The organism is Streptomyces sp. NPDC039423 (assembly GCF_055598725.1).
This window is the reverse complement of record NZ_JBVKAH010000007.1, coordinates 133,196-159,113: the sequence shown is the minus strand read 5'-3', so window position 1 is coordinate 159,113 and position 25,918 is coordinate 133,196. Positions and strand designations below refer to the sequence as shown.

General features: G+C 70.7%; 20 protein-coding genes. 8 read left to right on the top strand and 12 right to left on the bottom strand.

Features of this window, described 5'->3' with window-relative positions; all coding sequences use genetic code 11:
- The first annotated feature begins 45 nt into the window (after positions 1-45).
- Entirely contained in the window at positions 46-1,092 is a 1,047-nt protein-coding gene (locus tag ACZ7LK_RS22995) for a LacI family DNA-binding transcriptional regulator (protein WP_471143246.1), read from the top strand.
- A gap of 104 nt (positions 1,093-1,196) precedes the next feature.
- Here ACZ7LK_RS22995 and prcA read toward each other — a convergent pair whose 3' ends face one another.
- The 5 genes from prcA to arc all read right to left on the bottom strand — a co-directional run bounded on the left by prcA (position 1,197) and on the right by arc (position 6,919).
- Positions 1,197-1,958 carry a proteasome subunit alpha gene (gene prcA / locus ACZ7LK_RS22990; protein ID WP_064069118.1) on the bottom strand — a complete coding sequence of 254 codons (762 nt, stop codon included), beginning with the start codon at positions 1,956-1,958 and terminating at the stop codon, positions 1,197-1,199.
- A 34-nt stretch (positions 1,959-1,992) separates the two neighbouring features.
- Positions 1,993-2,838 carry a proteasome subunit beta gene (gene prcB / locus ACZ7LK_RS22985; RefSeq protein WP_392275843.1) on the bottom strand — a complete coding sequence of 282 codons (846 nt, stop codon included), beginning with the start codon at positions 2,836-2,838 and terminating at the stop codon, positions 1,993-1,995.
- A 149-nt stretch (positions 2,839-2,987) separates the two neighbouring features.
- Positions 2,988-3,206 carry a ubiquitin-like protein Pup gene (locus ACZ7LK_RS22980; RefSeq protein ID WP_016325855.1) on the bottom strand — a complete coding sequence of 73 codons (219 nt, stop codon included), beginning with the start codon at positions 3,204-3,206 and terminating at the stop codon, positions 2,988-2,990.
- Between the two features lie 166 nt (positions 3,207-3,372).
- On the bottom strand, positions 3,373-4,884 hold the full coding sequence (dop, locus tag ACZ7LK_RS22975; protein ID WP_392275842.1) for a depupylase/deamidase Dop: 1,512 nt from the start codon (positions 4,882-4,884) through the stop codon (positions 3,373-3,375).
- Positions 4,885-5,152: 268 nt separating this feature from the next.
- Positions 5,153-6,919, bottom strand: a complete 1,767-nt coding sequence (gene arc, locus ACZ7LK_RS22970; RefSeq protein ID WP_392275841.1) for a proteasome ATPase — start codon at positions 6,917-6,919, stop codon at positions 5,153-5,155.
- A gap of 232 nt (positions 6,920-7,151) precedes the next feature.
- On the opposite strand from arc, the gene ACZ7LK_RS22965 reads away from it, so the two are divergent.
- Complete coding sequence (locus tag ACZ7LK_RS22965; protein WP_392275840.1) at positions 7,152-7,463, top strand: ferredoxin; 312 nt, start codon at positions 7,152-7,154, stop codon at positions 7,461-7,463.
- A 4-nt stretch (positions 7,464-7,467) separates the two neighbouring features.
- On the opposite strand, the gene ACZ7LK_RS22960 is transcribed toward ACZ7LK_RS22965, so the two are convergent.
- The 3 genes from ACZ7LK_RS22960 to ACZ7LK_RS22950 all read right to left on the bottom strand — a co-directional run bounded on the left by ACZ7LK_RS22960 (position 7,468) and on the right by ACZ7LK_RS22950 (position 10,397).
- On the bottom strand, positions 7,468-8,040 hold the full coding sequence (locus ACZ7LK_RS22960) for a hypothetical protein (protein ID WP_471143011.1): 573 nt from the start codon (positions 8,038-8,040) through the stop codon (positions 7,468-7,470).
- A gap of 203 nt (positions 8,041-8,243) precedes the next feature.
- Positions 8,244-9,131, bottom strand: coding sequence for a tRNA (adenine-N1)-methyltransferase (locus tag ACZ7LK_RS22955; RefSeq protein ID WP_073758328.1), 888 nt, complete (start codon positions 9,129-9,131; stop codon positions 8,244-8,246).
- 18 nt (positions 9,132-9,149) lie between these two features.
- Positions 9,150-10,397, bottom strand: a complete 1,248-nt coding sequence (locus ACZ7LK_RS22950) for a site-2 protease family protein (RefSeq protein ID WP_392275838.1) — start codon at positions 10,395-10,397, stop codon at positions 9,150-9,152.
- A 107-nt stretch (positions 10,398-10,504) separates the two neighbouring features.
- On the opposite strand from ACZ7LK_RS22950, the gene ACZ7LK_RS22945 reads away from it, so the two are divergent.
- Together ACZ7LK_RS22945 and ACZ7LK_RS22940 are read left to right on the top strand one after the other, a co-directional pair.
- On the top strand, positions 10,505-11,440 hold the full coding sequence (locus ACZ7LK_RS22945; protein WP_392275837.1) for a RecB family exonuclease: 936 nt from the start codon (positions 10,505-10,507) through the stop codon (positions 11,438-11,440).
- A 17-nt stretch (positions 11,441-11,457) separates the two neighbouring features.
- On the top strand, positions 11,458-12,129 hold the full coding sequence (locus tag ACZ7LK_RS22940) for a response regulator (protein ID WP_392275836.1): 672 nt from the start codon (positions 11,458-11,460) through the stop codon (positions 12,127-12,129).
- Positions 12,130-12,268: 139 nt separating this feature from the next.
- Here the strand turns inward: ACZ7LK_RS22940 and ACZ7LK_RS22935 are convergent, their stop codons facing one another.
- The 4 genes from ACZ7LK_RS22935 to metH all read right to left on the bottom strand — a co-directional run bounded on the left by ACZ7LK_RS22935 (position 12,269) and on the right by metH (position 20,351).
- The gene (locus tag ACZ7LK_RS22935; protein ID WP_392275835.1) at positions 12,269-13,858 is read right to left on the bottom strand and encodes an ABC transporter substrate-binding protein; all 1,590 of its coding nucleotides are present in this window, start codon (positions 13,856-13,858) and stop codon (positions 12,269-12,271) included.
- 64 nt (positions 13,859-13,922) lie between these two features.
- Complete coding sequence (locus ACZ7LK_RS22930) at positions 13,923-15,521, bottom strand: ABC transporter substrate-binding protein (protein WP_392275834.1); 1,599 nt, start codon at positions 15,519-15,521, stop codon at positions 13,923-13,925.
- A 478-nt stretch (positions 15,522-15,999) separates the two neighbouring features.
- The gene (locus ACZ7LK_RS22925) at positions 16,000-16,701 is read right to left on the bottom strand and encodes an HAD family hydrolase (RefSeq protein ID WP_392275833.1); all 702 of its coding nucleotides are present in this window, start codon (positions 16,699-16,701) and stop codon (positions 16,000-16,002) included.
- 137 nt (positions 16,702-16,838) lie between these two features.
- Complete coding sequence (metH, locus tag ACZ7LK_RS22920) at positions 16,839-20,351, bottom strand: methionine synthase (RefSeq protein WP_392275832.1); 3,513 nt, start codon at positions 20,349-20,351, stop codon at positions 16,839-16,841.
- 236 nt (positions 20,352-20,587) lie between these two features.
- On the opposite strand from metH, the gene ACZ7LK_RS22915 reads away from it, so the two are divergent.
- The 4 genes from ACZ7LK_RS22915 (at position 20,588) to ACZ7LK_RS22900 (ending at position 25,553) form a co-directional block, all read left to right on the top strand.
- Positions 20,588-21,352 (top strand): IclR family transcriptional regulator, encoded by a 765-nt coding sequence (locus tag ACZ7LK_RS22915; protein WP_392275831.1) that lies wholly within the window; start codon positions 20,588-20,590, stop codon positions 21,350-21,352.
- A 234-nt stretch (positions 21,353-21,586) separates the two neighbouring features.
- Entirely contained in the window at positions 21,587-22,378 is a 792-nt protein-coding gene (locus ACZ7LK_RS22910) for an MIP/aquaporin family protein (RefSeq protein WP_392275830.1), read from the top strand.
- Between the two features lie 31 nt (positions 22,379-22,409).
- The gene (gene glpK, locus ACZ7LK_RS22905) at positions 22,410-23,936 is read left to right on the top strand and encodes a glycerol kinase GlpK (protein WP_471143007.1); all 1,527 of its coding nucleotides are present in this window, start codon (positions 22,410-22,412) and stop codon (positions 23,934-23,936) included.
- A gap of 6 nt (positions 23,937-23,942) precedes the next feature.
- The gene (locus tag ACZ7LK_RS22900) at positions 23,943-25,553 is read left to right on the top strand and encodes a glycerol-3-phosphate dehydrogenase/oxidase (protein WP_392275828.1); all 1,611 of its coding nucleotides are present in this window, start codon (positions 23,943-23,945) and stop codon (positions 25,551-25,553) included.
- Positions 25,554-25,918: the final 365 nt, after the last annotated feature.

The following is a 25,918-nucleotide window of genomic DNA, read 5'->3' as shown; positions in this document are numbered from 1 at the left end:
CCCGGCGGGGCGGTCGTGGCCGGCGACCCGTCCGGCGGGGCGGTCGTGGCCGGCGACCCGTCCGGCGGGGCGGCGGGCCGCCCCGGCGCAGCGCGGCCGACGAGCCGGGACGTGGCCCGGGCGGCCGGGGTGTCCCAGGCGACCGTGTCGCTGGTGCTCGGCGACAAGTGGCGCGGGCGGGTCTCGGAGCGCACCGCCCGGCTGGTGCGGGAGGCGGCGGACGAGCTCGGGTACCGGCCCAACCTCGCGGCCCGGAACCTCCGTCTGGGCCGTACCAGGACCGCGCTGCTGGTGGTGCCCGCGCTGACCAACGAGTTCTTCGCCCGGGTCTACACGGGCGCCGCCGCGGTGGCCGCCCGGCACGGGTTCGGTGTCGTCCTGTACCCCTCACCCGAGGGCGTCGGCCCGGCGCGCGACCCCTTCGCCTCCGCCCGCGCGGCCCTGGACGGCGTGATCGCGTCCTCGATGGCCGCCGACGCGCTGCGGGCGATCGGGGGCACCGACCTGCCGCTGGTGATGCTGGACAGCGACCCGGCGGACCCGGGCGCGGCGGCCCGGGTGAACCTCGACATCGCGGACGGCGTGCGCCAGGTGACGGACCATCTGCTGACCCTGGGTCACCGCCGTTTCGCGCACCTGTCGTCGGCGGTGCCGTCCTGGACGTTCGACGTCCGCGGCCGGGCCATGACCGCCTGCCTGGGCGGCGTCCCCGGCGTCACGGTACGGACCGTTCCGGCGCCACTGGACGTGGGCGGCGCCCGGGAGGCCGCCGAGCGCGCGCTGACCGCGCCGGGGCCGCGCCCGACGGCCCTGGTCTGTGACGACGACATCGTGGCGGCGGGCGCCTGCAAGGCGGTACGGCGGCTCGGGCTGCGCGTCCCGGAGGACGTGTCGGTCACCGGCTTCGACGACCTGGCCCTCGCCACGGCGGTGGAACCGGAGCTGACCACGGTCCGGCTGCCGGCCGAGCGGATCGGCGAGCGCGGGATGACGGCCCTGCTGGACGTCCTGGCGGGCCGTCCGCCGGAGTCCGGCGACCTGCCGGTCACCCTCATGGTCCGGGGCTCCTCGGGGCCGCCCCCGGCCCCCTGACACAGAATCCCGGCCACGGCCCGGGCACGGCCCCGACACGGCCCCCGGCATGCCGGTGCCCCGGACCGCGGGCGCGGTCCGGGGCACTCGTGTCCGGGCCCGGATCAGTCCTCCGACTCCTCCGGCTCCTCGTCCGAGGGCGCGTCCGTCGGGGTGGAGGCCGAGGCGTCCGCCTCCAGGAGGCGGGAGAGCTGGCGGCCGACGATCCGCTTGAACTTGCGCTGCTGCGGGCGCGTGCGGTCCAGGATCGCCACCTCCAGCCGCTCCGCGGGGATCTCCCGCTCGCTGCCGTTGGTGTCCCGGGACAGCGCCTGCACGGCGAGCTTCAGCGCCTCGGCGAGCGACATGCCGTCGCGGTGCCGCTGGTCGAGGAAGCTGCTGATCTGCTCGGCGTTGCCGCCGACCGCGACCGAGCCGTGCTCGTCCACGATCGACCCGTCGTGCGGCAGCCGGTAGATCTGGTCGCCCTCCGGGGAGGTGCCCACCTCCGCCACGACCAGCTCCACCTCGTAGGGCTTCTCGCCCGCGCTGGAGAAGATGGTGCCGAGCGTCTGGGCGTAGACGTTGGCGAGCCCGCGGGCCGTCACGTCGTCGCGGTCGTAGGTGTAGCCGCGCAGGTCCGCGTACCGCACGCCGCCGATCCGGAGGTTCTCGTACTCGTTGTACTTGCCGGCCGCGGCGAAACCGATGCGGTCGTAGATCTCGCTGAACTTGTGCAGCGCACGGGACGGGTTCTCACCGACGAAGACGATGCCGTCGGCGTACTGCAGCACAACCAGGCTGCGTCCACGGGCGATGCCCTTGCGGGCGTACTCCGCCCGGTCCTGCATGGCCTGTGCGGGCGAGACATAGAACGGCGTCGTCACCGGCTATCCGTCCCTTTCTTCAGATGGGCAAACATCAGAGCAGCGCGGCGCGCGGGCCGTCGGGCTGTTCGAGGCGGCGCTCCAGGATCGCGCGGGCGGTCTCGGAGGACTCGGCCTCGGTGAGCCGCCGGAAGCCCTCGTCGGTGATGACGGTGACGATCGGGTAGATCCGCCGGGCCACGTCCGGGCCGCCGGTCGCCGAGTCGTCGTCCGCCGCGTCGTAGAGCGCCTGCACGACCAGGGTGATGGCCTGCTGCTCCGTCAGGTCGTCGCGGTAGAGCTTCTTCATGGCGCCACGGGCGAAGATGGAGCCGGAGCCGGTGGCCGCGAAGCCGTGCTCCTCGGACCGGCCGCCCGTCACGTCGTAGCTGAAGATCCGGCCCTTCTCCCGCTCGACGTCCCAGCCGGCGAAGAGGGGGACGACGGCCAGGCCCTGCATGGCCATGCCCAGGTTGCTGCGGATCATCGTGGAGAGGCGGTTCGCCTTGCCCTCCAGGGAGAGCTGGGCGCCCTCGACCTTCTCGAAGTGCTCCAGCTCAAGCTGGAAGAGCTTGACCATCTCCACGGCGAGTCCGGCGGTACCGGCGATGCCCACCGCCGAGTACTCGTCGGCCGGGAACACCTTCTCGATGTCCCGCTGGGCGATCATGTTGCCCATCGTGGCGCGCCGGTCACCGGCGAGCACCACGCCGCCGGGGAAGGTGGTGGCGACGATGGTCGTGCCGTGCGGTGCCTCGATGGCACCCTGGAGGGGCGGCAGGGTCCGCTTGCCGGGCAGCAGCTCGGGCGAGTGGTCGGCAAGGAAGTCCATGAAGGAGGAGGAGCCGGGCGTCAGGAAGGCTGCCGGCAGACGCCCGATGCTACGAGGGTTGGCTTCCACGCGTTTCCTTCCGAAATGAGGCGGCGGCCCGCCGCTGCGACGGTCGGGCCGATCATGCGTGCTGTGCACGGACCTTACCCGTGCCGTCGCCGGTCATCCGTCCCGGTGCCCTCGGCTTTCACCGACGGCACCGGGAGGGACAACGAGCTCTACTGTCCGCCCTTTTGCACGAAGGACCGCACGAAGTCCTCGGCGTTCTCCTCGAGGACGTCGTCGATCTCGTCGAGTACGGAGTCGACGTCGTCGGACAGCTTCTCCTGGCGCTCCTTGAGGTCCTCCGAAGCCTGCGCGTCCTGCGCCTGCTCCTCGACCTCCTCGGTGGAACGCGTGGCCTTCTGCTGCCCGCCGCCGGTGTCCTTGGTCGCCATATCCCTCACCCCGCTCGTTTGCCCGCTTGGTTCGGTGTCTCAAGATCAGACCCTACAAGGACGGTCTGACATCGGCCCTGCACTTTCTCCAACGTCCAGGGAGTATCCCCATGATTCCCGGAGATCCCCCGGCCAAGCTCTTTTCGCACGAGTACTCGGCCGGGGCTCAGTGCCCGGACAGCACGCGGACCAGGTCCTCGGCCGTGCGGCAGCGGTCCAGGAGCTCCTTCACATGGTTACGTGTACCGCGCAACGGTTCCAGGGTGGGAACCCGCTGGAGGGAGTCGCGGCCGGGCAGATCGAAGATCACCGAGTCCCAGGAGGCGGCGGCCACGTCGTCCGCGTACTGCTCCAGGCACCTGCCCCGGAAGTAGGCCCTGGTGTCCTCAGGAGGCTTCGACTGCGCCCGCGTGACCTCGTCCTCGGTCAGCAGCCGCTTCATCCTCCCGCGGGCCGCCAGACGGTTGTACAGGCCCTTCTCGGGGCGCACGTCGGCGTACTGCAGGTCGACCAGGTGCAGCCGCGCCGCGTCCCAGTCGACGCCGTCCCGGCGGCGGTACCCCTCCATGAGCTCCCGCTTGGCCACCCAGTCCAGCTCGCCCGCCAGGCTCATGGGATCGTTCTCCAGCCGGCCCAGGGTGTCCTCCCACCGGGCCAGCACGTCCATGGTCTGCTCGTCGGCGTCGGCCCCGAACCGCTCCTCCACGTACTTGCGGGCCAGCTCGAAGTACTCCATCTGCAATTGCACCGCGGTGAGTGTCCGGCCGCTGCGCAGCGTGATCAGATACTGGAGCGAGGGGTCGTGGGAGACCTGGTGCAGGGTGCGCACCGGCTGGTCGACCGCGAGGTCCACCGTGATGAAGCCGTCCTCGATCATCGAGAGCACCAGGGCCGTCGTGCCGAGCTTGAGGTAGGTCGAGATCTCGGAGAGGTTCGCGTCGCCGATGATCACATGGAGGCGGCGGTACTTCTCGGCGTCGGCGTGCGGCTCGTCCCGGGTGTTGATGATCGGCCGTTTGAGGGTGGTCTCCAGTCCGACCTCGACCTCGAAGTAGTCGGCACGCTGACTGATCTGGAAGCCGTGCTCGTGGCCGTCCTGGCCGATGCCGACCCGGCCGGCGCCCGTGACGACCTGCCGGGAGACGAAGAAGGGCGTCAGGTGGCGCACGATGTCCGAGAAGGGGGTCTCCCGCTTCATCAGGTAGTTCTCGTGCGTGCCGTAGGAGGCGCCCTTGTTGTCGGTGTTGTTCTTGTAGAGGTGGATCGGCTGGGCGCCCGGGAGCTGGGCGGCCCGCTCCGCGGCCTCCGCCATGATCCGCTCGCCGGCCTTGTCCCACAGGACGGCGTCGCGCGGATTGGTGACCTCGGGGGCGCTGTACTCGGGGTGGGCGTGGTCCACGTAGAGCCGCGCGCCATTGGTGAGGATCACATTGGCCAGGCCGATGTCCTCGTCCGTGAGCTGACTGGAGTCGGCGGCCTCGCGGGCGAGGTCGAAGCCGCGGGCGTCCCGCAGCGGGTTCTCCTCCTCGAAGTCCCAGCGGGCGCGTCGCGCCCGGTGCATCGCCGCCGCGTAGGCGTTGACGATCTGGGACGAGGTGAGCATGGCATTGGCGTTCGGGTGGCCGGGGACGGAGATCCCGTACTCCGTCTCGATGCCCATTACTCGCCGTACAGTCATGCGGCCCTCCTTGCCCGGCGGCGTCCCCGTCCGGGAACGGCGCTCAAGTACCGCTGCTTCTCCGATGCGTGTGCGGTGCCCGTCCCCGCACTGCGCGACTCGGCGGTACGGAAGAGCCTAGAACGCCTCTGCGCTGGTGGGGAGATCAATTGCGTCATTGCTGCGGTGTGGTCGGAATGGTGGCCAGGACCGGTGAAAGCAGCCGGCCGCGGATGCCCTCCCCCGCTTTTCGCGGGGGACTCCCGGGCACCCGCAGCCGGAATGCGATCTACAGGTACTGACCGGTGTTCGCCACCGTGTCGATGGAGCGACCGGTGTCGGCGCCCTGCTTTCCGGTGACGAGCGTGCGGATGAACACGATCCGCTCGCCCTTCTTTCCGGAGATCCGGGCCCAGTCGTCCGGGTTGGTGGTGTTGGGCAGGTCCTCGTTCTCCTTGAACTCGTCCACGCAAGCCTGGAGGAGGTGGGAGACCCGGAGGCCCTTCTGGTTGTGGTCGAGGAAGGCCTTGATGGCCATCTTCTTCGCCCGGTCGACGATGTTCTGGATCATCGCTCCGGAATTGAAGTCCTTGAAGTACAGGACTTCCTTGTCACCGTTGGCGTACGTGACCTCGAGGAACCGGTTCTCCTCGGACTCCGCGTACATCTGCTCCACGACCGACTGGATCATCGCCTGGGCCGCGGCTTCCTTGGACCCATTGTGCTCGGTCAGGTCGTCCGCGTGCAGCGGCAGCGAAGGTGTCAGGTACTTGGCGAAGATGTCCTTGGCGGCCTCCGCGTCCGGACGCTCGATCTTGATCTTCACATCGAGCCGGCCCGGCCGCAGGATGGCGGGGTCGATCATGTCCTCGCGGTTGGAGGCGCCGATGACGATGACGTTCTCCAGGCCCTCCACGCCGTCGATCTCGGCGAGCAGCTGCGGGACGATGGTGTTCTCCACGTCCGAGCTGACACCGGAGCCACGGGTGCGGAACAGGGACTCCATCTCGTCGAAGAAGACGATCACCGGGGTGCCCTCGCTGGCCTTCTCACGAGCACGCTGGAAGACCAGGCGGATGTGCCGCTCGGTCTCGCCGACGTACTTGTTGAGGAGCTCGGGGCCCTTGATGTTGAGGAAGTAGCTCTTCCCCGCGGGCTGCCCGGTCACCTCGGCGACCTTCTTGGCAAGGGAGTTGGCGACGGCCTTCGCGATCAGCGTCTTGCCGCAGCCGGGCGGGCCGTACAGAAGGATGCCCTTCGGCGGCCGCAGCTCGTGCTCCTGGAAGAGGTCGGGGTAGAGGTACGGGAGCTCGACCGCGTCGCGGATCAGCTCGATCTGGTTCCCCAGACCGCCGATCTTGGTGTAGTCGACGTCCGGGACCTCTTCGAGGACGAGTTCCTCGACCTCGCTCTTCGGGATCACCTCGTAGACGTAGCCGGACCTGGGCTCCAGCAGCAGGGCGTCGCCGGGCCGGATGGTGATGTCCAGCAGCGGCTCGGCGAGCCTCACCACCCGTTCCTCGTCGGTGTGCCCGATCACCAGGGCGCGCTCGCCGTCCTCGAGGATCTCCTTGAGGGTGACGATGTCCCCGGCGCGCTCGAACTCCATGGCCTCGACCACGTTGAGCGCTTCGTTGAGCATGAGTTCCTGGCCGCGCCGGAGCTCGTCGAGCTCGACGCTGGGGCTGACGTTCACCCGGAGCTTGCGGCCCCCGGTGAAGATGTCGCAGGTGCCGTCCTCGTTCGCCTGCAGGAAGACACCGAAGCCGGCCGGAGGCTGCGCGAGCCTGTCGACCTCCTCCTTGAGGGCCACGATCTGGTCGCGGGCCTCACGGAGCGTATTGGCGAGTCGCTCGTTCTGCGCGGACACGCCGGCCAGGTTGGTCTGCAGCTCGACGATCCGCTCTTCGAGAATCCTCGTGTGACGCGGAGAGTCGGCGAGCTTACGTCGCAGGACGGCGATTTCCTGCTCGAGATAGGCAACCTGGCCGGCAGGGTCTTCAGACCCCCGCCCCGGCCGGATGCCGCGGTTGATGTCGTCGTCGTGGGCTGCCACGGTCCTCACCTCCTCCAAGGGGAGCTGGACGCTTCCTGACCCTACCTGGGTGGGTGGTGATTGAAACCCCTAGATCACAAAGACTCTCGGGGTGTGTCCGATCTTCACCCTTGCGCTCTCCCTCGCATCAGGGGGATACCCACCCATCAACATCTGAAAGCGGGCGGTTGTATGGTCGGAGTGGTCAACACCCGTCAGGGTTGGCCCGACTTACCACAGCAGAGGCAGGAACATGACCGTGCAGCACGAGGCCCCGACCACGGGCGCGGGCGAGGACCTGGAGGTCTGGATCGACCAGGACCTCTGCACCGGCGACGGGATCTGCGCGCAGTACGCTCCCGAGGTCTTCGAGCTGGACATCGACGGCCTGGCCTACGTGAAGAGTCCCGACGACGAACTGCTCCAGGCCCCCGGCGCCACCACACCCGTGCCGCTGCCCCTGCTCCAGGACGTCGTCGACTCCGCCAAGGAGTGCCCGGGCGACTGCATCCACGTACGCCGCGTCGCCGACCGGGTCGAGGTCTACGGGCCTGACGCGGAGTGACCGCTCACGCACTCCCGGCTTCGACCGCGGAGGAGCGGACGAACTCGTCCCCCTGCCAGCGCCACTTGACCGTCTCGCGCCGGTCCGGGCAGCAGCTCGGCACGTCCGGTGAGGAATAGCCCAGCACGGTCGCGGTGACCACCCCGTCACGTACGGCGAGCCGCTCGACGCTGCGGCGCTCGGCCGGGGCCACCAGCGTGGCCACCACCCGGGGTCCCGCGGCACCGCCGACCAGGACGTACACCCCGCTGGGCGGGGTGCCGGAGCCCGCGCGGCAGTGCGCCGCCACGACCGTCTCCGGCCGCCCGTCGCCGTCGATGTCGCCCGTGGCCCGCTCGGCCACCACGCTGGGCGCCCCCGCGCAGTCGAGCGGGTACGCCACCGAGGCCGGGTCCGGGGCCGGCGCGGGCGCCGGGGCCGCCGCTGTCCGGATCACGCCCGTCTGGGAGGCCGTCGCGGCCCCGGGCTGGAGCATCCCGGCGCCGGCGACCACCGCGGCCATCGCCGCGGCGGTGGCGAGCCAGTGCACCGGGCGGGCGTGGGTGTGTGCGAGGTCCGGGACGGCGGAGGTCGGCACGCGGAGCGTCTCCTGTGGGCTGTGCGGTGGGGGTGGCCAGCATCGTGCCACACGTCACACGGGGCCCGTAACCAGGGGGTCGGTAACGCGAACGTAAAGGCGCCGCCGTCGAGTTCCCCCACCGGTGGCGGGAACTCGACGGCGGCGCCGCTGCGTTGTCGGGGCCTCGGGACGGGTGCCCGGGGCCTGCGCCGGACCCGGCGTCAGCCCTTGTTCGGGCCTTCGTAGTCCTCACCGTACGCGCCCTTGGCGGGCCGGCGGCGGCGCATCGGGGGCTCCACGCCGTCCGCGAGGCGGCGGGCGGTGAGCAGGAAGCCGGTGTGGCCGATCATCCGGTGGTCGGGGCGGACCGCCAGGCCCTCCACGTGCCAGTTGCGGATCATCGACTCCCAGGCGGCCGGCTCGGCGAAGCAGCCGATCTCGCGGATGGACTCCACGGTCCGGGCGAGCTGGGTGGTGGTGGCGACGTAGCAGCAGAGGATGCCGCCGGGGACGAGGGCCTTGGAGACGGCCTCCAGGCACTCCCAGGGGGCGAGCATGTCCAGGATGACCCGGTCGACGTCGGTGTCGGACAGGTTGTCCTGGAGGTCGCCGACGGTGAGCTGCCAGGCGGGGTGCGGGCCGCCGAAGTAGCGCTCCACATTGCCCTTGGCGATCTCGGCGAAGTCCTCGCGCCGCTCGTAGGAGTGCAGCATGCCGTCGTCGCCGATGGCGCGGAGCAGGAAGCTGCTGAGCGAGCCGGAGCCCACACCCGCCTCGACGACGCGCGCGCCGGGGAAGATGTCGGCGAACGCCAGGATCTGCCCCGCGTCCTTGGGGTAGACCACGGCGGCGCCGCGGGGCATGGACAGGACGTAGTCGGGGAGCAGGGGGCGCAGCGCGAGGTAGGCGACGTTTCCCGTGGTACGGACAACACTGCCCTCGGGAGCACCGATCAGCTCGTCGTGCGGGAAGGAACCCTTGTGGGTGTGGAAATTCTTCCCGGCCTCGAGCGTGAACGTGTAGTGGCGTCCCTTGGGGTCGGTGAGCTGGACCTGGTCCCCGACCTCGAAGGGCCCGCGACGGCGGGCGGCACCGGTCGGTTCGGACATGTGACCAGTGTATGGGCTTCAGGAGCCCGGGCGTGCCATGGCCTGGACGAAGGCCCGCTCGACGTCCGCGGTGGACAGGACGCCGTAGATCTCGCCGGACTCCTCGACCACCAGGTACTCGGTGGCCGGATTCGCGCGGAGCCGGTCCAGCAGCGCCTCGCCCGCGAGGTCCGCCCCGACCCGCATGCCCTCGGTGAGGTCCTGGGCGAGGCCGCCGACCTCGACCCAGGGGCGGCGGTGCTGGGGGACGCCGACGATGGCCGTCTCGCGGACGAGGGCGGTGGGCTCGCCGTGGCCGTCGACGACGACGAGGGCCCGGGCGCCGGCCTCGTTGGCGCGGCGGAGCGCCTCGGACAGGGGGGTGGCGGGCTCGACGGGGACGGCCCGCCGGGTGAGGGTGCGGGCGCGCAGCTCGGGGAGGTGCTCGCGCAGCCGCGCCATGCGGAGGCTGTTCCCGGCGCCGGTCCAGATGATGGCGGCGAGGATGGCCGCGAGGAGCGCGTCGGTGACGGTCTCCAGGCCGCTGATCTCCTCGGTGTCGTTGCCGAGGGCACCCGTGTGGGTGAGCAGCGGGAGGCCGATGAGGACGGTGACGGCGAGGGCGCGGCCGACCCAGGCGGCGGCGACCGTGCCGCTCATGGGCTTGCCGGTGAGCTTCCACACGACGGCGCGGAGCATGCGGCCGCCGTCGAGCGGCAGCCCGGGCAGCAGGTTGAAGGCGGCGACGATCAGGTTGGAGATCATCAGGCCGGCGAGCAGGACGCCGGGCACGGTGCCGGGCTCCACGGCGTACATCGTGGCGTAGAAGACCCCGGCGAGGACCAGCGACAGCAGCGGGCCGACGAAGGCGAGGACGAACTCGCGGCCGGGGGTCTCGCACTCCTTCTCGATCTCCGAGACGCCGCCGAAGAACTGGAGCTGGATGCGGCGGACCGGCAGCCGGAAGCGGAGCGCGGCGACGGTGTGCGCCAGTTCGTGCACGAGCACGGAGGCGTAGAAGGCGACCGCGAAGAAGAGGGAGACCAGGTAGCGGGCGTTGCCGAGCTCGGGCAGGACGCGCTCGATCTGGCCGCCGAAGACCCAGGTGATGAGGGCCGCGACCAGGAACCAGCTGGGGGCGACGTACACGGGCACGCCGAGGACGCGGCCCATCAGGATGCCGCCGCCTTCCCGTGGCCGCCGCGGCTTTCCGCTGTCGGGAGCGGTGGCTCCGGCCTGGTCGGACCGCGGGCGGGGGTGCTCGCCGCTCTCGTCGTCCTTGTTCACAGGTTCCCTTCGGTGTGAAGCGTCACACGACGATCATGCAGTGTGGGAGGTTCTGGCGTCGATGGTATGCCGCGGGGTGTCAGTGGCGGGCCGTAGGGTTTGGAACCATGACCACGAGCCCCTCCAGCTCTCCGAGCCCGTCCGCGTCCTCGGGCCCACGCCCGCCCGTGTCGCTCTCGCCGTCGCGGGCGAGCGACTTCATGCAGTGCCCGCTGCTGTACCGGTTCCGGGTGATCGACAAGCTGCCCGAGAAGCCGAGCGCGGCGGCGACGCGGGGCACGCTGGTGCACGCCGTGCTGGAGCGGCTCTTCGACGACCCGGCGGTGGAGCGGACGGTGCCGCGGGCGAAGGCGATGGTGCCGGGGCAGTGGACGCGGCTGCTGGAGTCGCGGCCCGAGCTCGGCGAGCTGTTCGAGGGGGACGCCGACGGGGAGCTGCTGGCCCGCTGGCTGGCCGAGGCGGAGCAGCTCGTCGAGCGGTGGTTCACGCTGGAGGACCCGACGCGGCTGGAGCCGGCGGAGCGGGAGCTGTTCGTGGAGACCGAGCTGGACTCGGGGCTGCGGCTGCGGGGGGTGATCGACCGGGTCGACGTGGCGCCGACGGGCGAGGTGCGGATCGTCGACTACAAGACGGGCAAGGCTCCGCGTCCGGAGTACAGCGAGGGCGCCCTGTTCCAGATGACGTTCTACGCGCTGGTGGTCTGGCGGCTGAAGGGCGTGGTGCCGCGCCGGCTCCAGCTCGTCTACCTGGGCAGTGGCGACGTGCTGACGTACGACCCGGTGGAGGCGGACCTGCTGCGGGTGGAGCGCAAGCTCCAGGCGCTGTGGGACGCGATCGCGCTCGCCACCGAGACGGGTGACTGGCGGCCGCGTCCGACGAAGCTGTGCGGGTGGTGCGACCACCGGTCGGTGTGCCCGGAGTTCGGCGGCACTCCCCCGGTGTACCCGCTGCCGATCGTCCCCGCGCCGCGGGCGGACGGAGAGGTTCCGGGACCGGCGGGGCCGGGGGCGGGCGACCAGGGCAGAATGGGCCCCGTCCGCTGAGCCTTGGAGGAGTACCTGTGGCCATCCGCGTCCTACTGGTCGACGACCAGCCGCTGCTGCGTACCGGTTTCCGGATGATCCTGGAGGCGGAGCAGGACATCGCGGTCGTGGGTGAGGCCGGGGACGGCCTCCAGGCCCTCGACCAGGTCCGGGCGCTTCAGCCCGACGTCGTCCTGATGGACATCCGGATGCCCCGCATGGACGGGGTGGAGGCGACCCGCCAGATCACCGGTCCGGGCCGGGACGGTCCGGCGAAGGTGCTGGTGCTGACCACGTTCGATCTGGACGAGTACGTGGTGGAGGCGCTGCGCGCCGGGGCCAGCGGCTTCCTGCTGAAGGACGCGCCGGCCAATGAGCTGGTGCAGGCGATCCGGGTGGTCGCGGCGGGCGAGGCGATGCTGGCGCCGAGCATCACGCGCCGGCTGCTGGACAAGTACGCGGACCACCTGCCGTCCGGCGAGGAGCCGGTGCCGGACGCGCTGGGCACGCTGACGGACCGCGAGGTCGAGGTGCTGAAGCTGGTGGCGCGCGGGCTGTCGAACGCGGAGATCGCCGCGGACCTGTTCGTCAGCGAGACGACCGTCAAGACGCACGTGGGGCATGTGCTGACCAAGCTGGGCCTGCGCGACCGCGTGCAGGCGGCGGTGTACGCGTACGAGAGCGGTCTGGTGCGTCCCGGCGCCCAGTGACCGCCGGCGCCGGGCACGCCGCCGCGGGCACCGTCGGCGTACCGCGCGCGGTGGCGTGCCGACGGCGTGCCGGTGGCGTACGCGAACGGGGTGCCCGGCCGGTGGCCGGGCACCCCGTTCGTGCGTGGGGCGGGCGGGATCAGCCCTTCTTGATCTCCCAGAAGCGGAAGACGGTGGACGCGTCCAGCGTCCACTCCAGGCCGCTGATGCCGTCGCGGGCGACCGCGTACTGCTTGCCCTGCCACAGCGGCAGGATCGGCAGGTCCTTGGCCACCTGGTCCTGGAGCTTGCCGAAGTCCTCCTCGGTGGCGGTCCGGTCGGCGGTGGCGGAGGTGCGCGGGACGAGCGTGCCGGTGATCTTGCTGTTCTTGTAGTTGTTGGCGAGGACGTTGCCCTCGCCGAAGAACGGCTGCGTGAAGTTGTCGGGGTCCGGGTAGTCGGGCACCCAGCCCTTGACGTACACGCCGTACTTGCCGGCCTTGATGTCCTTCTCGTACTGGTCGAACTCGACCGACTGGACGGTGGCCTCGAACAGGCCGCTGTCGTTGAGCTGCTTGGCGATGGCCTTGAGCTCGTCGTCGGTGGAGGGGCCGTAACGGCTGGGCGTCGACCAGAGGGTGAGCTTCACCTTGTCATCGATGCCGGCCGAGCGCAGGGCCTGCGCGGCCTTGTCGCGCTGCGGCTTGTCGCCGTACTCGTTGACGAAGGCCGTGTTGTGGCCGACGACGCCCGCCGGGATGATCGAGTACAGCGGGGTGGCGGTGGACCGGTAGATCTCGTTGACCAGGGCGTCCCGGTCGACGAGGTAGGCGATGGCCTTGCGTACGCCGAGCTTGCCGACGACCGGGTCCTCGACGTTGAACACCAGGTGCTGAACCTCGGCGCTGGAGCCCTCGATGACCTCTATCTCGCGCTCGGCGGAGGTGCTGGAGGCCTGGATGCCGGCGATCTCGGCGGCGGCGAGACCACGGTAGGCGATGTCCACGTCGCCCTTCTGGAGGGCCGTGCCCAGCGCCTTGCGGTCGCCGTGGAAGAACTTCAGCCGGACGCCGCCGTTCTTCACCTTGACCGTGCCCCGGTACTCGGGGTTGGGCGAGAAGACGGCCTCGCCGTCGCTGAAGGAGTCCAGCTTGTACGGGCCGGAGCCGACGGCCTTGCCGTCCTCGCGCAGTTCCCCGTCCTGGTACTCGCGGTGGTCGACGATGGAGCCGGCACCCGAGGCGATCTTGCTCGGGAAGGTGGCGTCGGGGACCTTCAGCGTGAACACGACGGTCTTGTCGTCCGGCGTGTCGATCTTGGCGATGGTGGCGAGCAGCGGCGCCGGCCCGGCCGGGTCGTTGATCTTCATCGCCCGCTCGAAGGAGAACTTGACGTCCTCGGAGGTCAGGGCATTGCCGTTGCTGAACTTCAGCCCGTCACGCAGCGTGCAGCGGTAGACCTTGCTGCCGCCCTGGTCGAAGCCGCACTTGTCGGCCGCCTCCGGCTGGGGCACCGACGAGCCCTTGGGGAAGCCGAGCAGGGACTGGAAGACGTTGTTGAACAGCAGCCACGAGCCCGGGTCGTAACCGGCGGCGGGGTCCGTCGCCAGAACCTCGTCGGACATGCCGACGGTCACCGAGCCGCCGGCGTCACCGGCGCCGCCGCTCTTCTCCTCGCCGCAGCCGCTCAGCAGGGCGGCCGCAAGCCCCGCGGCGAGCGGGGCCGTCAGCCACTTGTTGTGTGCCTTCACAGGAACCTTGCCTTTTGGATCTCATCGCCGGCCGAGCCCGTGTGCGCGGCCGGGTACAGCAGGGTCAGGCGATACCTCGGGAGAGCTCCCAGAGCTGCAGGTCCGAGGAGGTGTTCAGCGCCCACTCGACACCGGTCAGGTCGTCGCGGGCGGCGACGTACTGCTTGCCCTGCCACAGCGGCAGCACCGGGACGTCGGTGGCGACGATGTCCTGGATCTGCGCGAAGGCGGGCGAGGCGGCGTTGCGGTCCGCCGCGCGGCGCGACTCGGGGAGCAGCCGGCTGCGCGTGGCGCTGTTGACGTAGGGGGTGTTGAGGAAGTTGTCCGCGTCGAGGAACGGTGCGACGTAGTTGTCCGGGTCCGGGAAGTCGGGGAACCAGCCGAGGCCGTACACGGCGTAGTCGCCGCGCTTCTGGGCGGGGCGGAACTCCGACCACTTGGCGCCCTGGACGGTCACGTCGAAGAGCCCGGTGGCGTTGAGCTGGTCGCGCAGCGCGGCGAACTCCCGGGCGGTGCCGGTGCCGTAGTGGTCGCTGGTGTAGTGCAGCGTCAGCTTCACCGGGGTCGTGATGCCGGCGTCGCGGAGGATGCCGGCGGCCTTCTTGCCGTTCGGCTCGCCGTACTTGTTGAAGAAGGAGTTGGTGTGGGCGGTGATGCTGGAGGGGATGAGCGAGTACAGCGGGGTGGCCGTGGACCCGTACACCTTGCCGGCGAGCTGGTCGCGGTCGACGACGGCCGCCATGGCCTGGCGGACCGCCTTGTTCTTGACCGACGGGTCGTTGGTGTTGAAGCCGAGGTAGCGGATCTCCAGGCCGGGCACCTCGGTGATCTTGACGCCGGGCTTGGGGTCGTCGTTGAGGTCCTTGACCTGCTCGGGCGACATCGTCCGGGTCATCATGTCGATGTCACCGGACTCCAGCGCCTTGCCCATCGCGCCGGGGTCGTCGAAGGACCGCAGCTCGACCTTGTCGTTGCGGAGCTTGATGTCGCCCTTGTAGTGGCTGTTCCTGGTGAAGACCACCCGGGTGACCCGGTCGCCGCTGACGTGCGCCTTCATCGTGTACGGCCCGGAGCCGTCGACGTCGAAGCCGTCGCGGAGCTTCTTGGCGTCGTACTTCTCGCTGCTGAGAATGCCGGCGACGGGGGTGGAGAGCTTGTACGGGAATGTGGCGTCGGGGCTCTTGAGGTGGAAGACGACCTCGTCCTCGCCCTTGGTCTCGATCGTGTCGATGTTCGACAGCAGACCGGCGGCGCCGTTGTCCGACTTGATGGCGAGCACCCGCTCGATGGAGAACTTGACGTCCTTGGGGGTGACCGGCGTGCCGTCCGCGAAGGTCAGACCGTCCCGGAGGGTGCAGCGGTAGCTCTCGCTGGCGCGGTCGGTGAAGCCGCACTGGGAGGCCGCCTCGGGCACCGGGGCGCCGCCGCCGCGCGGGACGTGCATCAGCGTCTGGACGGTCTGGCGCAGCACGTTCCAGACGCCGGTGTCGTAGGCGAAGGCCGGGTCGAAGGGGGCGGAAGCGTCCTCTGTGGCGGCGAACTGGTCCGTGGTACCGACGACGATGGCGTCACCGCCGGAGCCGCCACCCGAACCGCCGCAGGCGGCGAGCAGGGGGGCGAGCAGGCCTGCGACGGCCGGCAGCACCAAGGTCTTGCGGTTCATTCTGGACGTTCTCCTCATCCGGCACTGGGTACAGCGGCGTTCGGACACTCCGCCGCGTCCGCCCGGTCGGGGCGGGGCGATCGGGCCGGGATACAGAGCGATCGATCGTGTGTTCCCGTGGGCTTGGTGGCCGGACGGGGCACGCGGAAACTGCGGCGAAGTTCTCGGCAAGAGATTAGTAGGCGACGCCACACTTCCAGGAACGGGGCCGAGTTGGGGCGACATCGGACAGTGATCAGTAATGCGCGCCGATCGATCTCTATGCGCTGGAATGATTCGTACACGGCTCCATGAATCAGGACACATGGGCGAGGCCGAAGCATGGTGTTCCGGGCATGTGGGCGTTTCCGGCCATGCGGTCCGCGCCACGCTGAGTGAGCAAGGTCACTCCGGGAGCCGGATGCCGGGGCACCGGGAATTGCCTCCCCGGACACTTCCGGTTTTCGCTGCTATTCGGCGCCGTACGCTCGGTGTGCGCTCAGTTCATTCGGGTGATCAATGTCCGCAGAAAGCGCAGGTCGACTTCTTCCAGGGATCGCACGACGACCCGCCCGTCGGCGGGCGCGATGGGCGCGACGGAGGGCACGGCGACCACCCGGCAGCCCGCGGCCTCGGCGGCCGCGACACCGGTCGCGGTGTCCTCGATGACGGCGCATCTGGCGGGCTCGGCGCCCACTCCGCGGGCGGCCAGCAGGTACGGGTCGGGGTGCGGTTTCGTACGGGAGACCTCGTCGCCCGCGACGGTGAGCGTGAAGCGGTCGCGGCCCAGCGAGTGCAGGACGCGGTCGATGATGCGGCGGTGCGAGGCGGAGACCAGCGCGGTCGGCACGTTGTGCGCGGCGAGCTCGGTGAGCAGCCGCTCGGCGCCCGGCATGAGCGGCACGCCCCGGCCGATGCGCCGCTCGAAGCGCTCGTTGAGCAGCACGGTCAGCTCCGGGAGTGTGATGTCGGCGCCGGTGGCCTCGATGAGGTACCCGGCGCTGCGGGTCATCGGGCCGCCGACGACCACGTCGCGCCAGGACTCGTCGAGGGCGTGGCCCAGCTCGCCGAAGACCTCGACCTCCGCGTCCCACCAGAACCCCTCGGTGTCGACGAGCGTGCCGTCCATGTCGAGGAACACCGCCTGGAGGGCGGAACCCCCGGCCGTACGGGTCAGGGACGCGGGGACCGTACTGGTCATCGGCACACCTCCAGGAAGGGACGAGAAGGCCGGCCGCTCTCCCCGGTGGGAAGCCCTCCGGGACATCCCCGCCGGGATTCCGCCGGGGAGGAGCGACCGGCCTGTTCTGGACCGACCAGTGTACGTCGCGCCCGGTGTCAGCGCGCGTTGAAGTACTTCGCCTCGGGGTGGTGGATGACGATGGCGTCGGTGGACTGCTCCGGATGGAGCTGGAACTCCTCGGAGAGGTGGACGCCGATCCGCTCCGGCCGGAGCAGGTCCGCGATCTTGGCGCGGTCCTCCAGGTCGGGACAGGCGCCGTAGCCGAGCGAGAACCGCGCGCCGCGGTACTTCAGCGCGAACATGTCCTCCACGTCGGCGGGGTCCTCGCCCGCGAAGCCCAGCTCCGCGCGCACCCGCGCGTGCCAGTACTCGGCGAGCGCCTCCGCCAACTGGACGGACAGACCGTGCAGTTCGAGGTAGTCGCGGTACGAGTCGGAGGCGAACAGCTCGGCGGTGGCCTCGCCGATCCGGGAGCCGACGGTGACGACCTGGAGGCCGACGACATCGGTCTCGCCCGACTCCTCGGGGCGGAAGAAGTCGGCCAGGCACAGCCGCCGGCCCCGGCGCTGGCGCGGGAAGGTGAAGCGGGTGCGCTCGTTGCCGCTCTCGTCCAGGAGGATCAGGTCGTCGCCCTTGGACACGCAGGGGAAGTAGCCGTAGACGACGGCGGCCTCCAGCATGTTCCGGGTGTGGAGCTGGTCCAGCCAGCCGCGCAGCCGGGGCCGGCCCTCGGTCTCGACGAGCTCCTCGTACGTCGGCCCGTCGCCCGCGCGGGCCTGCTTCAGGCCCCACTGCCCCTTGAACAGGGCGCCCTCGTCCAGCCAGGACGCGTACTCCTTGAGCTGGATGCCCTTGACGACCCGGGTCCCCCAGAACGGCGGGGCGGGTACGGGGTTGTCGGTGGCCACGTCGGAGCGGACGCCGCTCTCGGGGGCCGGCTCGTCGACGACGGCGCCGGCCGTGGGGCGCACCCGGCGCTGCTTGAGTTCGGGGAGGGTGGCGCCGGGGACGCCGCGCTTGACGGCGATGAGGGCGTCCATCAGGCGCAGGCCCTCGAACGCGTCCCGGGCGTAGCGGACTTCGCCCTGGTAGATCTCGTGCAGGTCCTGTTCCACGTAGGCGCGGGTCAGGGCGGCGCCGCCGAGGATGACCGGGTAGGCGGTGGCCAGGCCGCGCTGGTTGAGCTCCTCCAGGTTCTCCTTCATGATCACGGTCGACTTGACCAGGAGACCGGACATGCCGATGACGTCGGCCTTGTGCTCGTCCGCGGCTTCGAGGATGGCCGAAACCGGCTGCTTGATGCCGAGGTTGACGACGTTGTAGCCGTTGTTGGACAGGATGATGTCGACGAGGTTCTTGCCGATGTCGTGCACGTCGCCCCGGACGGTGGCCAGGACGATGGTGCCCTTGCCGTCGTCGTCCGTCTTCTCCATGTGCGGTTCCAGGTGGGCGACCGCGGTCTTCATGACCTCGGCCGACTGGAGCACGAACGGGAGCTGCATCTGGCCGGAGCCGAACAGTTCGCCGACGACCTTCATCCCGTCCAGCAGGGTGTCGTTGACGATGTCGAGGGCGGGGCGGGTGGTGAGGGCCTCGTCGAGGTCGGCCTCCAGGCCGTTCTTCTCGCCGTCGATGATGCGCCGCTTGAGCCGCTCCTCCAGAGGCAGCGCGGCCAGCTCTTCGGCCCTGCCCGCCTTGAGCGACTTGGTGTTGACGCCCTCGAACAGTGCCATCAGCTTCTGCAGCGGGTCGTAGCCCTCGCTGCGCCGGTCGTAGATCAGGTCGAGGGCGGTGGTGACCTGCTCCTCGTCGAACCGGGCGATCGGCAGGATCTTGCTGGCGTGCACGATCGCCGAGTCCAGGCCCGCCTTGACGCACTCGTCGAGGAAGACCGAGTTCAGCAGGACCCGGGCGGCCGGGTTCAGACCGAAGGAGATGTTCGACAGGCCCAGGGTGGTCTGGACGTCCGGGTGGCGGCGCTTGAGCTCGCGGATCGCCTCGATGGTGGCGATGCCGTCCTTGCGGGACTCCTCCTGACCGGTGCAGATGGTGAAGGTCAGGGTGTCGATGAGGATGTCCTCCTCACGGATGCCCCAGGTGCCGGTCAGGTCGGCGATCAGCCGTTCGGCGATGGCGACCTTGGCCTCGGGCGTGCGGGCCTGGCCCTCCTCGTCGATGGTCAGCGCGATCAGCGCGGCGCCGTGCTCCCTGGCGAGGGCGGTGACCTTGGCGAAGCGGGAGTCCGGGCCGTCGCCGTCCTCGTAGTTGACCGAGTTGATCACCGCGCGGCCGCCGAGCTTCTCCAGCCCGGCCCGGATGACGTCGACCTCGGTGGAGTCCAGGACGATCGGGAGGGTGGAGGCGGTGGCGAACCGGCCGGCCAGCTCCTCCATGTCGGCGACGCCGTCGCGGCCGACGTAGTCGACGCAGAGGTCGAGCATGTGGGCGCCCTCGCGGATCTGGTCGCGGGCCATCTCCACGCAGTCGTCCCAGCGGCCCTCCAGCATCGCCTCCCGGAACTTCTTGGAGCCGTTGGCGTTCGTCCGCTCGCCGATCGCCATGTACGCGGTGTCCTGGCGGAACGGCACGGTCTGGTACAGCGAGGCCGCGCCCGGCTCGGGGCGGGGGTCCCGCTCGGCGGGGACGAGGCCGCGGACGCGCTCGACGACCTGGCGGAGGTGCTCCGGCGTCGTGCCGCAGCAGCCGCCGACCAGGGACAGCCCGTACTCGCGGACGAAGGTCTCCTGGGCGTCCGCGAGCTCGGGCGCGGTCAGCGGGTAGTGCGCGCCGTCCCTGCCCAGGACCGGCAGGCCGGCGTTGGGCATGCAGGACAGCGGGAGGCGGGAGTGGCGGGCGAGGTAGCGGAGGTGCTCGCTCATCTCGGCGGGGCCGGTGGCGCAGTTCAGCCCGATCATGTCGATGCCGAGCGGCTCCAGGGCGGTGAGCGCGGCGCCGATCTCGGAGCCGAGCAGCATGGTGCCGGTGGTCTCGACGGTGACGGAGCAGATCAGGGGCAGGTCCAGGCCGGCGGTCTCCAGGGCCCGGCGGGCGCCGAGGATGGCGGCCTTGGTCTGGAGGAGGTCCTGGGTGGTCTCGACGAGCAGCGCGTCGGCGCCGCCGGCGATGAGGCCCTCGGCGTTCTGCTGGTAGGCGGCGCGGAGGGTGCCGTACGCGACGTGTCCGAGGGTGGGCAGCTTGGTGCCGGGCCCCATGGAGCCGAGCACCCAGCGCTGCCGGCCGTCACCGGCGGTGAACCGGTCGGCGGCCTCGCGGGCGATCCGGGCGCCGGCCTCGGACAGCTCCAGGATGCGGTCGGAGATGTCGTACTCCCCCAGGGCGGAGAAGTTCGCGTTGAACGTGTTGGTCCCGACGCAGTCGACACCGGCGGCGAAGTACTCCTCGTGGACCGTACGGACGATGTCGGGCCGGGAGACGTTGAGGATCTCGTTGCAGCCCTCGAGGCCCTCGAAGTCCTCGAGCGTGGGGTCCTGCGCCTGGAGCATCGTGCCCATGGCTCCGTCGGACACGACCACGCGGGAGGCGAGCGCGTCGCGGAGGGCCGCGGCTCGGGTCCTGCTGTCAGCGGAAGGGGTCGGCAACGAGGCCATGGATGTGCTCCCTGGAGTGCGACGGCTGTCGGCTTTGCGCCCTCGGGGGAGGACGCACCGGGCCAGAGTAACCGCGTACCCGCCGGGGCGGACATCTTGTTCCAGGTGGTGGGACGGCATGCTGGGGCGGCGGCGTCCGTTCGTGTGAGTACCCCGGGGGCTTCCTCGATGTGGCTCAAGGTCGGCAACGACCGATAGTGTTCAGCATTGTCGAACTGAGGGAGAAAGGCCGGGCGATGCCGAAGAACATCCAGTCGCTGGAGCGGGCGGCGGCGATGCTGCGACTGCTCGCCGGTGGGGAACGCCGTCTCGGACTGTCGGACATCGCCTCGTCGCTGGACCTGGCCAAGGGCACCGCGCACGGCATCCTGCGCACCCTCCAGGCGGAGGGCTTCGTCGAGCAGGACCCCGCCTCGGGCCGTTACCAGCTCGGCGCGGAGCTGCTGCGCCTCGGCAACAGCTACCTGGACGTGCACGAGCTGCGCGCCCGGGCCCTGGTGTGGACCGACGACCTGGCCCGCTCCAGCGGTGAGAGCGTCCACCTGGGGGTGCTGCACCAGCACGGCGTCCTGGTGGTCCACCACGTCTTCCGCCCGGACGACAGCCGTCAAGTGCTGGAGGTCGGGGCCATGCAGCCGCTGCACTCCACGGCGCTCGGCAAGGTGCTGTCCGCCTACGACCCGGTGGCGCACACCGAGGCCCTGGAGGTGGACCGCAAGACGTTCACCCCGCGCACCGTGACGGACCTGGAGGACTTCGAGGCCGTCCTGGACCTGACCCGGGCGCGCGGCTGGGCGGCGGACGTGGAGGAGACCTGGGAGGGCGTGGCCTCGGTGGCCGCCCCCATCCACGACCGGCGCCGGATGCCGGTCGGGGCGGTGGCCATCACGGGCGCCGTGGAGCGGGTCTGCGACGGCGGCGAGCTGCGTCACGAGCTGGTCGCGGCGGTACGGGACTGTGCCCGCGCGGTCTCCCGGGACCTGGGCGCCGGGCGCTTCTGACGCCCCGGGGCACCCCTCGGTAACGAACGCATTTCGGCCAACAGAACCCTTGACGCCACGTTTACCCGGGGGCAAAACTGCCGTTCATCGGTCGGCATTGTCGAACACCTACCGGCAATACGCGCTAGAGTGTGACAACGCCAGGAGGCCGGTTAACGCCCACACCTGAGGGCGCGGACCACCGGAGGGACCCGGGGTTCGCCTTCCCCTGGACGAAGGACAAAGGAGTCGCGGGTGTCCAGCTCCGACATCTTCATCGGCGAGATCATTGGTACCGCCGTACTCATCCTGCTCGGCGGTGGCGTGGTCGCCGCCGTCGTACTCAAGCGCTCGAAGGCGCAGGACGCCGGCTGGCTGGCCATCACCTTCGGGTGGGGCTTTGCCGTTCTGACCGCCGTCTACACGACGGGCACCCTGTCCGGCGCCCACCTCAACCCCGCCGTCACGGTCGGCATCGCGATCAAGGACGGGGACTGGAAGAACGTCCCCGTCTACTTCGCGGGCCAGCTCCTGGGCGCCATGGTCGGCGCGGCGCTGGTCTGGATCGCCTACTACGGCCACTTCCAGGCCCACCTCACCGACCCCGAGATCGTGGGCGACCCGGCCGACAAGGCCATCGAGGGCCCGCACAACGAGGCCGCCGGCAAGGCCGGCCCCGTGCTCGGCGTCTTCTCCACCGGCCCCGAGATCCGCAACGTCTGGCAGAACCTGGCCACCGAGATCCTGGGCACCGCGGTGCTCGTGCTGGCGGTCCTCACCCAGGGCCTCAACAACAGCGGCAAGGGCCTCGGCACCCTCGGCGCCCTGATCACCGCGCTCGTCGTGGTCGGCGTCGGCCTCTCCCTCGGCGGCCCGACCGGCTACGCCATCAACCCGGCCCGTGACCTCGGACCGCGCATCGTGCACGCCCTGCTCCCGCTGCCGAACAAGGGCGGCTCCGACTGGGGCTACGCCTGGATCCCCGTCGTCGGCCCGCTGGTCGGCGGAGCCCTCGCCGCGGGTATCTACAACATCGCGTTCGCCTGAGCCGTCCTTCTCTACCGATACGGGAGCAACCGTGACCGACGCACACACCACCGGCCCCTTCATCGCGGCCATCGACCAGGGCACCACCTCCAGCCGCTGCATCGTCTTCGACCGCGACGGGCGCATCGTCTCCGTCGACCAGAAGGAGCACGAGCAGATCTTCCCCAAGCCCGGCTGGGTGGAGCACGACGCCGCGGAGATCTGGGCGAACGTCCAGGAGGTCGTGGCGGGCGCCATCGACAAGGCCGGCATCACCGCCGCCGACGTCAAGGCCATCGGCATCACCAACCAGCGCGAGACCACGCTGCTGTGGGACAGGAACACCGGTGAGCCCGTCCACAACGCCATCGTCTGGCAGGACACCCGCACCGACGCCCTGTGCCGCGAGCTCGGCCGCAACGTCGGCCAGGACCGCTTCCGGCGCGAGACGGGCCTGCCGCTCGCCTCGTACTTCGCCGGCCCGAAGATCCGCTGGATGCTCGACAACGTCGACGGCCTGCGGGAGCGCGCCGAGCGCGGCGACATCCTCTTCGGCACCATGGACTCCTGGGTCATCTGGAACCTCACGGGCGGCACCGACGGCGGGCACCACGTCACCGACGTCACCAACGCGTCCCGCACCATGCTGATGAACCTGCACACCATGGAGTGGGACGACAAGATCCTCCAGTCCATGGAGGTCCCCGCGACCGTCCTGCCCGAGATCCGGTCCTCCGCCGAGGTGTACGGCCACGTCAAGGGCGGCGTCCTGGACGGTGTCCCGGTCGCCTCCGCGCTCGGCGACCAGCAGGCCGCCCTCTTCGGCCAGACCTGTTTCTCGGAGGGCGAGGCCAAGTCGACGTACGGCACCGGCACCTTCCTGCTGATGAACACCGGCGAGAAGATCATCAACTCGTACTCCGGGCTCATCACCACCGTCGGCTACAAGATCGGCGACGACGCCCCGGTGTACGCCCTGGAGGGCTCCATCGCCGTCACCGGCTCCCTGGTGCAGTGGATGCGCGACCAGATGGGCCTGATCAACTCCGCCGCCGAGATCGAGACCCTCGCGTCCTCGGTCGACGACAACGGCGGTGCGTACTTCGTACCGGCCTTCTCCGGCCTCTTCGCCCCCTACTGGCGCTCCGACGCCCGCGGGGTGATCGCCGGCCTCACCCGGTACGTCACCAAGGCGCACATCGCGCGCGCCGTGCTCGAGGCCACCGCCTGGCAGACCCGCGAGATCACCGACGCCATGACGAAGGACTCCGGCGTCGAACTGGCCGCGCTCAAGGTCGACGGCGGCATGACCTCCAACAACCTGCTGATGCAGACGCTCTCGGACTTCGTGGACGCCCCCGTGGTGCGCCCCATGGTCGCCGAGACGACCTGCCTCGGCGCCGCCTACGCCGCCGGCCTGGCCGTCGGCTTCTGGCCCGACACCGACGCGCTGCGCGCCAACTGGCGCAGGGCCGCCGAGTGGACCCCCCGCATGGACGCTGACAAGCGTGACAGCGAGTACAAGAACTGGCTCAAGGCCGTCGAGCGGACCATGGGCTGGATCGAGGACGAGGAGTAAATCGACATGACCACCCTGCAGAGCGTCCCTGCCCTCGGGACGCACCCGGCTGCCGGTTCCCTGCCGAGCCGTGCCGAGACACGGGAGCAGCTCTCCAAGGCGACGTACGACCTCCTGGTGATCGGCGGCGGCATCCTCGGCATCTCCACGGCCTGGCACGCCGCGCAGTCCGGGCTGCGGGTGGCCCTGGTGGACGCCGGCGACTTCGCCGGCGCCACCTCCTCCGCCTCCTCCAAGCTCCTCCACGGCGGTCTGCGCTACCTCCAGACCGGCGCGGTGAAGCTCGTCGCGGAGAACCACTTCGAGCGCCGTGCGGTCTCCCGCCAGGTCGCCCCGCACCTGGCGAACCCGCTCACCTTCTACCTGCCGGTCTACAAGGGCGGCCCGCACGGCGCCGCCAAGCTCGGCGCGGGCGTCTTCGCCTACTCGGCGCTCTCCGCCTTCGGCGACGGCGTGGGCCACCTCCTGAGCCCCGCCAAGGCCGCCCAGGACGTGCCCGAGCTGCGCACCGACAACCTCAAGGCCGTGGCCGTCTACGGCGACGACCAGATGAACGACGCGCGCATGGCTCTGATGACCGTCCGCGCCGCCGTCGACGCGGGCGCCACCGTCCTCAACCACGCCGAGGTCACCGGCCTGCGCTTCACCCAGGGCCGGGTCACCGGCGCCGACCTGAAGGACCGCACCAGCGGTGACGAGTTCGGCGTCGACGCCCGCCTGGTGCTCAACGCCACCGGCCCCTGGGTCGACCACCTGCGCCGGATGGAGGACCCCAACGCGGCCCCCTCCATCCGCCTGTCCAAGGGCGCGCACCTCGTCCTGAAGCGCACCTCGCCCTGGAAGGCCGCGCTGGCCACCCCGATCGACAAGTACCGCATCACCTTCGCCCTCCCCTGGGAGGACATGCTGCTGCTCGGCACGACCGACGAGGAGTACGAGGGCGACCCGGGCGAGGTCGCGGTCAACGAGAAGGACATCACCCAGATCCTGGACGAGGCCGCCTTCTCCATCCGCGACCAGCAGCTCTCCCGGGATCTGATCACCTACTCCTTCGCCGGCCTCCGCGTCCTGCCGGGCGGGCCCGGCGACACCTCCAAGGCCAAGCGCGAGACGGTCGTCACCGAGGGCCGCGGCGGCATGCTGTCGGTCGCGGGCGGCAAGTGGACGACGTTCCGCCACATCGGCCGTACGGTGATGAACAAGCTGGCGTCCCTGCCCGGCCACCCGCTGGGCGAGGACATGGAGCCGATCTCCCGGCTCCCCAAGAAGCTGCCGCTGCCGGGCATAGCCAACCCCAACGCGGTCGCCCACCGGCTGCTCGTCGACGGGGGCACCCCCGGCCCGCGCATGTCCGCCGACACCGCCCGCCACCTGGCCACCCACTACGGGTCGCTGTCCTTCGACATCGCCCGCCTGGCCAACGACGACCCCGCGCTGGCCGAGCGCATCCACCCGGACGCGCCGGAGATCTGGGCCCAGGTCGCCTACGCCCGGGACCACGAGTGGGCCGAGACGGCCGACGACGTGCTGCGGCGCCGGACCACGCTGACGATCCGCGGCCTGGCGACGGACGACATCCGCGCCAGGGTCGAGGACATGCTCGGCAAGAAGGCCTGACCGACGGGCCGGGCCCCGGCCGTACGGGCCCGGTGACCACCGGTCAGGAACACGAGGGCGGCTCCGGGGGGAGCCGCCCTCGCTGTACGTCCGGACACGTCATGGCGGCGCCCGCCTCACCGGCCCGGACCCGCAACCGCCGCCGCGGGCGCCGGGCTTCGCCGTGCGGCGGCCGTGCGCCCGGCGGGCGCGGAGCGGTGGCCCCGGCCGGCCCCCGACCCGTACCGGCGCGGCGGCCGGCCCGTGGGCGGCGCGCCACCGAATCGGCCGGCTCTCCGCCGTGTTTCCCCCGGTCGCCCTGGGTAGTGGCTCCCGGTCGGCACCGCACTCGGAGGTGTACGGGGACTGCGGGCGGTGCCCCGGAA

Excerpts from the sequence above, each read along its gene's own strand:
- ACZ7LK_RS22965 (WP_392275840.1), top strand. The coding sequence starts at position 7,152 with ATGACCGTGCAGCACGAGGCCCCGACCACGGGCGCGGGCGAGGACCTG.
- ACZ7LK_RS22955 (WP_073758328.1), bottom strand. The coding sequence starts at position 9,131 with ATGTCCGAACCGACCGGTGCCGCCCGCCGTCGCGGGCCCTTCGAGGTC.
- ACZ7LK_RS22925 (WP_392275833.1), bottom strand. The coding sequence starts at position 16,701 with ATGACCAGTACGGTCCCCGCGTCCCTGACCCGTACGGCCGGGGGTTCC.
- metH (WP_392275832.1), bottom strand. The coding sequence starts at position 20,351 with ATGGCCTCGTTGCCGACCCCTTCCGCTGACAGCAGGACCCGAGCCGCG.
- dop (WP_392275842.1), bottom strand. The coding sequence starts at position 4,884 with ATGACTGTACGGCGAGTAATGGGCATCGAGACGGAGTACGGGATCTCC.
- ACZ7LK_RS22930 (WP_392275834.1), bottom strand. The coding sequence starts at position 15,521 with ATGAACCGCAAGACCTTGGTGCTGCCGGCCGTCGCAGGCCTGCTCGCC.
- ACZ7LK_RS22900 (WP_392275828.1), top strand. The coding sequence starts at position 23,943 with ATGACCACCCTGCAGAGCGTCCCTGCCCTCGGGACGCACCCGGCTGCC.
- ACZ7LK_RS22915 (WP_392275831.1), top strand. The coding sequence starts at position 20,588 with ATGCCGAAGAACATCCAGTCGCTGGAGCGGGCGGCGGCGATGCTGCGA.
- ACZ7LK_RS22980 (WP_016325855.1), bottom strand. The coding sequence starts at position 3,206 with ATGGCGACCAAGGACACCGGCGGCGGGCAGCAGAAGGCCACGCGTTCC.
- ACZ7LK_RS22945 (WP_392275837.1), top strand. The coding sequence starts at position 10,505 with ATGACCACGAGCCCCTCCAGCTCTCCGAGCCCGTCCGCGTCCTCGGGC.